The sequence below is a fragment of the Methyloversatilis universalis FAM5 genome, from assembly GCF_000214035.2.
GTDB lineage: Bacteria > Pseudomonadota > Gammaproteobacteria > Burkholderiales > Rhodocyclaceae > Methyloversatilis > Methyloversatilis universalis.
In genome coordinates this window covers 279,083-291,431 of sequence record NZ_AFHG01000030.1, presented here as the reverse complement: position 1 = coordinate 291,431, position 12,349 = coordinate 279,083, and the positions used below count along the sequence as shown (strand labels likewise).

9 protein-coding genes are annotated in these 12,349 nt (G+C 68.2%); 6 read left to right on the top strand and 3 right to left on the bottom strand.

All coding sequences use genetic code 11. From position 1 onward, the window contains the following. The first annotated feature begins 1 nt into the window (after position 1). The 6 genes from nirB to ybiB all read left to right on the top strand — a co-directional run bounded on the left by nirB (position 2) and on the right by ybiB (position 9,904). Positions 2-2,470, top strand: coding sequence for a nitrite reductase large subunit NirB (nirB, locus tag METUNV1_RS04260; RefSeq protein ID WP_008059191.1), 2,469 nt, complete (start codon positions 2-4; stop codon positions 2,468-2,470). A 138-nt stretch (positions 2,471-2,608) separates the two neighbouring features. Then, positions 2,609-2,929, top strand: a complete 321-nt coding sequence (gene nirD / locus METUNV1_RS04255) for a nitrite reductase small subunit NirD (RefSeq protein ID WP_008059190.1) — start codon at positions 2,609-2,611, stop codon at positions 2,927-2,929. Positions 2,930-3,068: 139 nt separating this feature from the next. After that, complete coding sequence (locus METUNV1_RS04250) at positions 3,069-4,283, top strand: nitrate/nitrite transporter (RefSeq protein WP_008059189.1); 1,215 nt, start codon at positions 3,069-3,071, stop codon at positions 4,281-4,283. 13 nt (positions 4,284-4,296) lie between these two features. After that, a complete protein-coding gene (locus METUNV1_RS04245; protein ID WP_008059188.1) occupies positions 4,297-5,973 on the top strand; it encodes a bifunctional protein-serine/threonine kinase/phosphatase in 1,677 nt (558 codons plus the stop codon). A 174-nt stretch (positions 5,974-6,147) separates the two neighbouring features. Beyond that, on the top strand, positions 6,148-8,877 hold the full coding sequence (locus METUNV1_RS04240) for a nitrate reductase (protein WP_008059186.1): 2,730 nt from the start codon (positions 6,148-6,150) through the stop codon (positions 8,875-8,877). A 34-nt stretch (positions 8,878-8,911) separates the two neighbouring features. Next, a complete protein-coding gene (ybiB, locus tag METUNV1_RS04235) occupies positions 8,912-9,904 on the top strand; it encodes a DNA-binding protein YbiB (RefSeq protein WP_008059184.1) in 993 nt (330 codons plus the stop codon). Between the two features lie 51 nt (positions 9,905-9,955). Here the strand turns inward: ybiB and METUNV1_RS04230 are convergent, their stop codons facing one another. The 3 genes from METUNV1_RS04230 to yaaA all read right to left on the bottom strand — a co-directional run bounded on the left by METUNV1_RS04230 (position 9,956) and on the right by yaaA (position 12,293). Beyond that, the gene (locus METUNV1_RS04230) at positions 9,956-10,819 is read right to left on the bottom strand and encodes a dienelactone hydrolase family protein (RefSeq protein WP_242059650.1); all 864 of its coding nucleotides are present in this window, start codon (positions 10,817-10,819) and stop codon (positions 9,956-9,958) included. 79 nt (positions 10,820-10,898) lie between these two features. Next, positions 10,899-11,486 (bottom strand): hypothetical protein, encoded by a 588-nt coding sequence (locus METUNV1_RS04225; RefSeq protein ID WP_008059179.1) that lies wholly within the window; start codon positions 11,484-11,486, stop codon positions 10,899-10,901. Between the two features lie 33 nt (positions 11,487-11,519). Next, on the bottom strand, positions 11,520-12,293 hold the full coding sequence (gene yaaA, locus METUNV1_RS04220) for a peroxide stress protein YaaA (protein ID WP_008059177.1): 774 nt from the start codon (positions 12,291-12,293) through the stop codon (positions 11,520-11,522). Positions 12,294-12,349 lie beyond the last annotated feature (56 nt).

Sequence of the window (12,349 nt, the reverse complement as noted above, 5' to 3'; positions counted from 1 at the left end):
CATGGAAAAGAAGCGTCTGGTCATGGTCGGCAACGGGATGGCGGGTTGCCGCACGCTGGAAGAGCTGCTCAGGATCGCGCCGGAAATGTATGACATCACGGTGTTCGGGGCCGAGCCGCATCCGAACTACAACCGCATCCTGCTGTCGCCGGTGCTGGCCGGCGAAATGACCATACAGGACATCATCCTGAACGATTGGGACTGGTACCGCGACAACGGCATCACGCTGCACACCGGCCGGAAGATCGTGAAGATCGACCGCATCGCGCGCAAGGTGATCGCCGACGACGGCACCGAGGCGGAATACGACCGGCTGCTGCTGGCCACCGGCTCCAACCCCTTCATCCTGCCGGTGCCGGGCAAGGACCTGCCAGGCGTGATCGCCTATCGCGACATCGCCGACACCGACGCCATGATCGAAGCGGCGGCCACCCGCAAGCACGCGGTCGTGATCGGCGCTGGCCTGCTCGGCCTGGAGGCGGCCAACGGCCTGGCGCTGCGCGGCATGCAGGTGACCGTGGTGCATCTGGCGCCGTGGATCATGGAACGCCAGCTCGACAAGCCCTCGGCCGACATGCTGCAGGCCTCGCTGGAAAAGAAGGGCCTCGCCTTCCTGCTGGAGAAGCAGACCGAATCGCTGATCGCAGGCAGCGACGGCCGCGTGTCCGCGGTGCGCTTCAAGAGCGGCGAAACCATTCCGGCCGACCTCGTCGTGATGGCCGCCGGCATCCGCCCGAACACCACGCTTGCCGAATCGGCCGGCATCCACTGCAACCGCGGCATCGTCGTCAATGACACGCTGCAGACCTACGATCCGAAGATCTACGCGGTCGGCGAATGCGTGAACCACCGCGGCATCGCCTACGGCCTGGTCGCACCGCTGTTCGAACAGGCCAAGGTGTGCGCAAACCACCTCGCCCAGTACGGCATCGGTACCTACAAAGGCTCCGTCACCTCGACCAAGCTGAAGGTGACCGGCATCGACGTGTTCTCGGCCGGCAACTTCATGGGCGGACCGGGCTGCGACGACATCGTGCTGCACGACCCGGCGGGCGGCGTGTACAAACGCCTGGTGCTCGAAGGTGAGCGCCTGGTCGGCGCCTGTCTGTACGGCGACACCGCCGACGGCAGCTGGTACTTCCAGCTGATCAAGGACGGTCAGGACATCCATGCGGTACGCGATCACCTGATGTTCGGCCAGAACCACCTGGGCGACGTCGGCCACAAGGGCCAGACCCAGGCCGCCTCGATGCCCGATACCGCCGAAGTCTGCGGCTGCAACGGCGTGTGCAAGGGCACCATCGTCAAGGCGATCAAGGAGAAGGGGCTGTTCTCGCTGGACGACGTGCGCAAGCACACCAAGGCGTCCAGCTCCTGCGGCTCCTGCACCGGTCTGGTCGAACAGATCCTTGCCTCATGCGTCGGTGGCGCCTACACGCCGGCCGATTCCAGCTCGAAGCCGATGTGCGGCTGCACCGACATGAACCACGGCGACGTGCGCGCGGCGATCCGCGACCGTCACCTGATCGACATCCCGACCGTGCAGCGCGAGCTGAAGTGGAAGACGCCCAATGGCTGCGCCAGCTGCCGCCCGGCGCTGAACTACTACCTGATCTCGACCTGGCCGCACGAGGCGAAGGACGACGCGCAGAGCCGCTTCATCAACGAGCGCGCGCACGCCAACATCCAGAAGGACGGCACCTACTCGGTGGTGCCGCGCATGTGGGGCGGCCTCACCACGCCGGACGAACTGCGCGCCATCGCCGACGCGGCCGAGAAGTACAAGGTGCCGACGGTGAAGGTGACCGGCGGCCAGCGCATCGACCTCTTGGGGGTGAAGAAGGACGACCTGCCGGCGATGTGGGCTGACTTCGCCAAGGCCGGCATGGTGTCCGGACACGCCTACGGCAAGAGCCTGCGCACGGTGAAGACCTGCGTCGGCGCCGAACACTGCCGCTTCGGCACCCAGCTGTCCATGGGCCTGGGCGTGAAGCTGGAAAAGATGCTGTTCGGCATGTACAGCCCGCACAAGGTGAAGCTCGCGGTGTCCGGCTGCCCGCGCAACTGCGCCGAAGCCGGCATCAAGGACGTGGGCGTGATCGGCGTCGAATCCGGCTACGAAATCTATGTCGCCGGCAACGGCGGCATCAAGACCGAGGTCGCGCAGTTCTTCTGCAAGGTGGGCAGCGACGACGAGGTGATGGAGTACTCAGGCGCCTTCCTGCAGCTCTACCGCGAAGAGGGCTGGTACCTCGAACGCACCGTGCATTACATCGAGCGCGTCGGTCTCGACTACGTGAAGGGCAAGGTGGTCGATGACGCCGAGAACCGCAAGGCGCTGTACGAACGCCTGCTGTTCGCGCTGCAGGACTACAAGGACCCGTGGCTGGAGCGCGCCGAAGCCGACGCGAAATCCGAGCTGGGCCGCGAGTTCCGCACCCTCGCCATCAAGCAGGCGATGAAGGCTTGATCAAGGGATGAGGGGCTAGGGGTCAGGAGCTAGCGACAAGCCCATCTCGCGCGGCAAAGCCGCGCCTGTTCCCTGGCCCCCAGCCCCTAGCCCCTAGCCCCTAGCCCCTAGCCCCCAGATACCCATACAGGAACCCTCATGAGCACCGAAACCTCCACCTGGGCGCACGTGTGCGCGCTCGAAGACATCCCGCTGCTGGGCTCGCGCGTCGTCACGGCCGATTCCGGCGATATCGCGATCTTCCGCACTGACGGCGACCGCGTGTTCGCCGTGCACGACAAGTGCCCGCACAAGGGCGGCCCGCTGTCGCAGGGCATCGTGCATGGCGACACGGTCACCTGTCCGCTGCACAGCTGGAAGATCAGGCTGGAATCGGGCGAGGCGGTTGCGCCCGACGTCGGCTGCACGCGCGGCTTCGACGTGAAGGTCGAGAACGGCCAGGTGCTGCTGAAGGCCTGAGGTCCGCAGAGGTCCGCTGAGGCGCGCAATACCTGTGACGGCGAACGCCGTCGCAGCGATCCGAATCACCACTATCCCGAGTACGGCTGCCCGCACGGATGCGCGCAGACCGGATTGATGACGGGGAGGTCATCCACCGATGGACAGGAAAGCATTTCTCAAGGCCGGCCATACGCCCACGCTGTTCGCCGCCTTTCTCTACTTCGATCTCGCCTTCATGGTGTGGGTGCTGCTCGGCCCGCTGGGCGTGCAGATCGCCCAGGATCTCCATCTCACCCACGCGCAGAAGGGCTTCATGGTGGCGGTGCCGGTACTGGCCGGCGCGCTGCTGCGCATGCTGATGGGCGTGCTGGTCGACCACCTGCAGCCGAAGAAGGCCGGCGCCATCGGTCAGATCATCGTGATCGGCGCGCTGTTCGTCGCCTGGCAGTTCGGCATCCACAGCTACGAACAGGCGCTGCTGCTCGGCTGCTTCCTCGGCTTCGCCGGTGCCGCCTTCGCGGTGGCGCTGCCGCTGGCTTCGCGCTGGTACCCGCCGGAACACCAGGGCACGGCACTGGGCATCGCGGGCGCCGGCAACTCCGGCACCGCGCTCGCCGCGCTGTTCGCGCCCGGCCTCGCCATGGTGTTCGGCTGGACCAATGTGTTCGGCCTGGCGCTCATCCCGCTGGTCGCGGTGTTCATCGTCTATCTGCTGGTCGCGAAAGACGCGCCGGAATGCCCGCCGCCCAAGACCTTCGCCGAATATCTCAAGGTGCTGAAGGACCGCGACGCCTGGTGGTTCATGTTCTTCTACAGCGTCACCTTCGGCGGCTTCGTCGGTCTGGCGTCCTCGCTCACCATCTACTTCAACACCCAGTACGGACTGGAACCGAAAACCGCCGGCTACTTCACCGCCGCCTGCGTGTTCGCCGGCTCGCTGGTGCGCCCGATAGGCGGCAACCTCGCCGACCGCATCGGCGGCATCCGCACGCTGAGCGCGATGTATGTGATCGCGGCCGCCTTCCTGTTCGGCGTGAGCTTCGGCCTGCCGCAGGCGTGGATGGCGGTGATGGTGTTCGTCGGCGCCATGCTGGCGCTGGGCATGGGCAACGGTGCGGTGTTCCAGCTGGTGCCGCAGCGCTTCCGCCGCGAAATCGGCGTCATGACCGGTCTGGTCGGCATGGCCGGCGGCGTGGGCGGCTTCTATCTGGCGTCTTCGCTCGGCTGGTCGCGCGAGGTGACCGGCAGCTATCAGGGCGGCTTCGTGGTGTTCGCGCTGCTGGCGGTCGCGGCCCTGATCGGCCTGAGCAGCGTGAAAAACCGCTGGCGCACCACCTGGGGTGCGGCCCACCTGACATCGGCACGGATCTGACCGGGGCCGGGCGATGACGCTCGCGATATCCATCGGCCAGTGCTCGATCACCGGGCCGCGGCCGCGCAACGAGGACTTCGCCGGCGCGGTCACGCCGACCGGTGAAACGCTGGACGCCAAGGGCATGCTGCTGGCGGTCGCCGACGGCGTCGGTGGCCACGCCAAGGGGCGCGAGGCGGCGGAGTTCACGGTGCGCGGCCTGCTGAACGACTACTACGCGACGCCGGACACCTGGAGCATCGCGCAGGCGATCGACCAGGTGCTGGGCGCGCTCAACCGCTGGCTGGTGGCGCACGCCGCCCGCACCCGCGAAACCGCCGGCATGGCCACCACGCTGTCGGCGCTGGTGCTGCGCGGCACCCGCTGGCATCTGGCGCATGTCGGCGATTCGCGCATCTACCTGTATCGCGACCGTGACCTCACCCGGCTGACCGAAGACCACACCTGGGCCCATCCGGAACTGTCCAACGTGCTGCACCGGGCAGTGGGCCTGGACGCGCGCCTGGCCGTGGATCACGCCGATGGCGAAATCGAGGCCGGCGACCTGTTCGTGCTGATGAGCGACGGCGTCTGGAACACGCTGGGCGATGGCGGCATCGCCGGCGTGCTGGCGCAGGGCGGGGATCCGGATGCGCTGGCGGCAGCGCTGGTCATGCAGGCGGAAGCGCAGGGCGCCCACGACAACTGCACCGCGCTGGTCGCCCGGGTGGACAGCCTGCCGCAGGCCGCGCTGCGCGACCGCCTGGCCGAAGCAGTCAGGCTGTCGCTACCGCCGCGGCTCAATGTCGGCGACGAACTGGACGGTCTGCGGGTGGACGCGGTGCTGCATGAATCGCGCCTCACCCTGCTCTACCGCGTGACCGAACTCGAAAGCGGCGACGCACGCGTGCTGAAGACGCTGCGCGACGGCGCCGACCCGGACGCGATCGCCGCGCTGGTGCATGAAGAATGGCTGGCGCGCCGAGTGGTATCGCCGCAGTTTCCGCAGGTGATCGCGCACCGCGCGCGCAGCCGGCTGTACTACCTGATGACCTGGCACGAGGGCGCCAGCCTGCGCGCCCGCCTCGACGCAGGTCACCACTTCGACATCGAACAGGTGGTGAAACTGGGGTGCAGCGTGCTGCGCGCACTCGGTACGCTGCACCGGCTGGGCATCGTCCATCGCGACATCAAGCCGGACAACCTACATCTCGACAGCCAGGGCGTGCTGCGCGTGCTCGACCTCGGCGTCGCCGCGTCGGACGGCGAGGACTTCAAGGAAATCAACAATCCGGGCACGCCCAGCTATATGGCTCCGGAATTGTTCGAAGGCCGCCCCGCCAGCGAATCGAGCGATCTGTTCGCGCTCGGCGTCACGCTCTACCAGCTGCTCACCCGGCACTATCCCTGGGGCGAGATCGAACCCTTCCAGCGTCCGCGCTTCGGCGAACCGGTGCCGCCCACGCGCTATCGGCCGGACATTCCGGAATGGCTGGAAGCGGTGCTGCTGAAGGCGATCGCGCGTGAGCCGTCGGCGCGTTTCGAAACCGCAGAAGAATGCCTGCTCGCGCTCGAGCGCGGCGCCCACCGCCCACTGGCGCTGCCGCGGCGGCCACCGCTGGTCGAGCGCATGCCGCTGCGCCTGCTGCGCGCGCTGCTGGCGCTGTCGCTGATCGGCAACATCCTGCTGCTGTGCCTGCTGCTGCGTTGACCCGGGCGCACCAGTCCCATGCACGCAGCCGGTGCGGCGCCCCGCAGCGGAGCGCACCGCGGTGCCGACCGCCCCTTCAGGACGTCAATACAACGCCAATCGGCCAGCAATCGCCTTCAGGCCTGCTGTCATCAGCGTGGCATACCCCTTGCTAAAAGTCTCCCGGAGACAGACATGAGCATGCATACACACGAAACCCGCTCGACCTGCTGCTACTGCGGTGTCGGCTGCGGCGTCATCATCGAGCACGACCGCGACCGGATCACCGGCGTGCGCGGCGACCCGGAACATCCGGCCAACTTCGGGCGGCTGTGCACCAAGGGCTCGACCCTGCACCTGAGCGCGCGCCAGGAAACGCGCGCGCTGCACCCGGAACTGCGCGCCACGCGAGAACTGCCGCGTACCCGGGTCAGCTGGGACACGGCACTCGAGCACGCGGCCGACCGCTTCGCCGCCATCATCCGCGAGCACGGACCGGACGCGGTCGCCTTCTACATATCGGGCCAGCTGCTGACCGAGGACTACTACGTCTTCAACAAGCTGGCCAAGGGGCTGATCGGCACCAATAACGTCGATACCAATTCGCGGCTGTGCATGAGTTCGGCGGTCACCGCCTACAAGCAGACGCTGGGCGCCGACGCGCCGCCCTGTTCCTACGAGGACATCGACCACACCGACTGCCTGCTGATCGCCGGCGGCAATCCGGCCTACGCCCACCCCATCGTGTATCGCCGCATCGAGGATGCCCGCAAGGCGAATCCGGCGATGAAGATGATCGTGGTCGACCCGCGCCGCACCGACACCGCGGCCGACGCCGACCTGCACCTGCCGCTGCTGCCAGGTACCGACATCTGGCTGTACAGCGCCATGCTGCACGTGCTGCTGTGGGAGGGTCTTGCCGACGAGCGCTTCATTTCCGCGCACACCGAAGGCTTTCCCGAACTGCGGCGCCACGTGCGCGACATCACGCCGGCCATCGCCTCGGAAATATGCGGCCTGCGCAGCGAGGACATCGTGACCGCCGCGCGCTGGTTCGGCGAATCGAAGGCCGCGATGTCGATGTGGTGCCAGGGGCTGAATCAGTCTCACCACGGCACCCACAATGGCACCGCGCTGATCGCGCTGCATCTGGCCACCGGTCAGATCGGCCGCCCGGGTGCCGGCCCCTTCTCTCTGACCGGCCAGCCGAACGCGATGGGCGGCCGCGAGGTCGGCGGCATGGCCACGCTGCTGTCGGCGCACCGCGATCTCGCCAGCCCGGCCGACCGCGACGAGGTGGCCCGCTTCTGGGGCGTGCCCGACGTGCCGGCGAAACCCGGACTGACAGCGGTGGAACTGTTCGACGCGGTGCGCGACGGCAGGGTGAAGGCGGTCTGGATCGCCTGCACCAATCCCGCCCATTCGATGCCGGATCAGGCGCGCATCGTCGAGGCGCTGCAGGCGGCCGAATTCGTCGTCGTGCAGGACGCCAGCCGCAGCACCGAAAGCGCGGCCTTCGCCGACCTGCTGCTGCCGGCCACCACCTGGGGCGAGAAGGACGGCACGGTCACCAATTCCGAACGCCGCATCACCCATGTGCAGCCGGCGCTGCCGGCGCCGGGCGAGGCGCGCGCCGACTGGCTCATCGTCCGCGACTTCGCGCACCTGCTCGGCCCGCGTCTGGGCAAGGACAGCGCCACGCTGTTCCCGTACGCCAGCGCGGCCGAAGTGTTCGCCGAACACGCTGAAAGCACGCGCGGCCGCGATCTCGACATCAGCGGGCTGTCACACGCCCTGCTCGACCGCATCGGACCGCAGCAGTGGCCCTTCCCGGACGGCGCGCGCAGCGGCACGCCGCGCCTCTACACCGAGCGGCACTTCGCCACGCCCAATGGACGTGCGCGCTTCGTGGTGCCGACCACCGCCACCACCGCGGAAAAGATCGACGCCCGCTATCCGCTGCACCTGAACACCGGCCGCCTGCGCGACCACTGGCACTGCATGAGCCGCACCGGGCAGGTCGCCCGGCTGTACAGCCATGTCGACGAAGCGCGGGTCGAACTGCATGCCGACGACCTCGCGCGACGCGGTCTGGCGGACGGCGATCTGGTGCGGGTAAAGAGCCGGCGCGGACAGATCGTGCTGCGCGCCCACGCGAGCGAGGCGCAACGCCCAGGGAGCGCATTCGTCGCCATGCACTGGGGCCGCAACATGCTGTCCAGCAGCGGCGCCAACGCGCTGACCGCAGGCCGTGTGGACCCGCACTCGAAACAGCCGGAACTCAAACACGCGGCGATTCAGGTGAGCCGCGCCGACCTGCCCTACCAGGCCCTGCTGCTGCGTACCGAAGCGAGCGACGAGGCGGCACAGCGCCAGACCCTGCTGCGCATGGAAGCGCTGGCGCCGCTGCTCGGCCGCTTCGCCTACGCATCGCTGTCCATGGCCGGTCGCGAGCGGCCGGCACTGGTGCTGCGCATCGCGCACGACCAGCCGCTGCCGGATGAATGGCTGGGCGAACTGGACCGCGTGTGCGGCCTCGACGATCCGGCCTGTCTGGTCTATCGCGACGCCCGGCGCGACATCACCAAGCGCGCGCTGATCGAGGACGGCCTGCTCACCGGCATGCGCCTGACCGGCGAAACCGTGGCCGCGGCCTGGCTGCGCGAGGTGATGGTCGGCCGTCAGCCCACCGCCGACCTGCGGCGCTGGCTGTTCGCGCCGCTGGCCACGCCGCCGGTGGCCGCGAAAAGCCGCGGCCGCATCATATGCAACTGTCTTGACGTGGCCGAGCCGGACATCGCGCATGCCATCGCCGGCGGCGCCGATCTCGACGCGCTGCAGACCACGCTGCGCTGCGGCACCTCCTGCGGCTCCTGCGTGCCCGAACTCAAGCGCATGCTGGACGCCGGGCGACAGGCGGCGTAACCCCGAACATGACAAGGATGGAGCACCCGATCCGATGCTGAGCCCACAGAGCCTGACCGAAATGCTGTCCGCACTCGGGCGCGGTGCGGACGATGCACGCGACCTGGCCGAACACGAGGCGCACGGCCTGTTCGCCGACATGCTGGACGGACGCATTCCGGCACTGGAACTGGGTGCGCTGCTCACCAGCCTGCGCTGGAAACACGAAACCGCGGACGAGCTGCGCGGCTTCGCGCGCGCGCTGAACGAGCGGGTACCCACGCTGGAACTGCCGCCCCACCTGCCGCGCATGGTGGTCATACCGAGCTACGCGCGGGCGGGTCAGGCACCGAATCTGATGCCGCTGCTGGCCATCATGCTGGCCCGGCTCGACGTGCCGGTGCTGATCCACGGCCTGAGCGGCCGTGGCGCGCCCGCCGGCAGTCTGGACGTGCTGGAAAGACTGGGCCACCTGCCCTGCGCCACGCTGCACGAAGCGCAGGACACGCTGCACGCCGGCCGCTGCGCAGTGCTGGCGACCGAGGTGCTGAATCCGGCACTGGACGGCCTGATCCGGCTGCGCGACCGCATGGGTCACCGCAATACCGCGCACGTGGTGGCCAAGCTGCTCGATCCGGCACCCCTGCACAGCCTGCGGGTCATCTGCGTCGCCGATCCGCAGCTGCTGTCGCGTCTGCAGGACACCTTCCTCCGCTCGCCGGAGCAGGCGCTGCTGATGCGGGCACCGGATGACGACGGCTTCGCCGACCCGCTGCGTCGGCCGCGCATCGAACTGTTCGAACGCATGACCTCGCGCACGCTGTTCGAGGCGGAAAACGGCGCGCTGCCGCTGACCAACCCGCTGCCACCAGCCAGCGACGTGGACGCCACCGCGCGCTGCATCCGTGAAATGCTGGACGGTCAGCGGGCGATTCCACAGCCGGTGCTGAATCAGGTGGCGGCGTGCCTGTACGGCAGTGGCGCGGCACGCGACCTCACCCACGCCAAGGCCACGGTGTCGCTGGGCCTGGCGCACGGCCCGCACTGAAGTCAGGTCACGCGCGAGCGGGGACGGCACAGGGCCGACCCTGTGCGTCGCTCAGGCGCCGCCGCGGCTATTCATCCATTCGAGGCAGCGTCGCCATGCATCGGCCGCATCGGCGGCGCGATAGCTCGGGCGGTAGTCGGCGTGGAAAGCGTGCTGCGCATCCGGGTAGAGCACGATGTGAGACGCGCGCGCGGCCGGCGAAGCGGACGCCGCCAGCGCAGCGTTCATCGCCTCGACATCGGCGTTCGGTATGCCCGCGTCCTGACCGCCGTACAGGCCCAGCACCGGCGCCTGCAGCTGTTCGGTCAGATTCATCGGATGCGTGGGCGTCAGCGTACTCGCGTTGCCGCGCAGCCGCCCGTACCAGGCCACGCCCGAACGCAGCGACGGCCGGTGCGCGGCGTACAGCCAGGTGATGCGGCCGCCCCAGCAATAGCCGGTGACGTGCAGCCGGGCGACATCGCCACCCTCGCCCTGCGCCCAGTCCACGCAGCGGTCGAGGTCGGCCATCACCTGCGCGTCCGGTACCCGGGCGATCACCCGTTCAAGTATCTGCTGCACGTTATCCATCGCCGACGGATCGCCCTGGCGGAAGAAAAGCTCGGGCGCCACGGCCAGATAGCCGGCGTGCGCGAAGCGGCGGCAGATGTCGCGCACGTGTTCGTGCACGCCGAATATTTCCGACACCACCAGCACGACCGGCGGTTGCCCGCTGCGATCCGGCCGCGCGTAGAACAGCGGCAGCGTCTGTCCGTCCATCGCTGCAACCGTAGATACCCCGGTACGCAGTCCGGCATCCGGAGTGCTGATCACCTGCTGGGCGAGTACCGGCTGCACCGCCAGCGCAAAGCCGGCGGCGCCGGCGCCGCGCAGGAAATCACGTCGCAGCGGATTGTCGGGATCGGTCACGGGCATCTCCTCTGGCAGGCGGCAAGCGCGAATGAAGGCGGCGCTACTTTACCGCGACTCGGCCGGGAGAGGCCCGTCCGCCCTGTCAGCGCTGGATGAAGGCCGGTTCCGGTGCCGGGGCGCTCTCCGAAAAATCGTTGAGCTGACGCGCCAGCTCAGTGCGGCCGGCGGCCGCGACCTGCGGCACGTAGTTGCGGAAGATTTCGGCGACCGCGGCGCGCTCGCCACCCTTGAACTGATCGGCCACAGGCATCATGCGCTGGACGACATCGATGCCCTCCGGCCACTTGCCCTGCGCCGCGTAGGCGATCGACAGCTCGGCCAGCCGGCGTGCCAGCGGCAGATCCGGCTTGGCACCCGCCCGCGCCTCTTCCAGCGCCAGCGTCTCCAGCAGCAGTTCTTCCGCCGCTTCCCAGTTGCCGATCATGCGCTTGAGCTGCGCGTAGTTGTAGATGCGCAGCGAACGCGCCTCGGCAGGCACGTCCTTGAAGTCAGGCGCGGTCAGCGACTTGTAGCAGAGCTCGTCGGCCGCCCCGATGTTGTTGTCCGCCCAGGCGGCCCGGCAGTCGTGAAAGAGCTTGTCGGACTGATTGTCCTGCGCAAGCGCGGGGGCACAGGCGGCCAGCGTCGCGAACAGCACGGGCAGCGCACGGGACAGGCGGAAGGGCTTCATCGGTGGTTCTCCTCGGTGGTGTCGTTATCGGTCTCAGTCGAGACGTCTTCTGAATATCCATTCGGTCGCGGTCGACACTTCCGGAGCCAGTGCATAGCCATCGACCGCGAAGTCGCGCAGCGCCTCGGGTCGATCGATACGGTGTTCGGCCGCGTAGCGCGCCATCAGGCCGCGCGCACGCTTGGCGAAGAAGCTGATCACCTTGTAGCCGCCGCCCTTCCAGTCCTGGAAAACCGGCTGTATCACCTCGGCCCTGAGCACCTTGCGGCGCACCGACTTGAAGTACTCGTCGCTGGCGAGGTTGACCAGCACCGGCCGCGCTTCGTTCTCGAACAGCGCGTTCAGCGTCTGTGCCGGCTGATCGCCCCAGAAGGCGTACAGGTCCTTGCCGCGCGGATTGGCAAGCCGGGTGCCCATTTCCAGCCGGTAGGGCAGCATGAGATCGAGCGGGCGCAGCACGCCGTACAGGCCGGACAGGATGCGCACGTGCGCCTGCAGCCAGTCGAGCGCGTCAGGGTCGAGCGTGGCGGCGTCCAGCCCCTCGTACACGTCGCCATTGAATGCGAACACCGCCTGCCGGCCGCGCGGGGCGTCGTAATCGGGCGTCCATTCGGCATAGCGTGCGACGTTGAGCGCGGCCAGCGGATCGGAAATCGACATCAGGGTCGCGATGTCCGCGGGGCTTTTCGCCCGGAGGACTTCGATCAGTTCGGCAGAGTGCTGCAGGAAATCGGGGCGGGTGGCGCGTTCGGTGGGCAGCGGGGATTCGTAATCCAGCGACTTGGCCGGAGACAGAACGATGATCATGGACGGTGGAGCAGTCAGACACAGGATGCTGATGGTAACGGAGCACGGCTCACCGT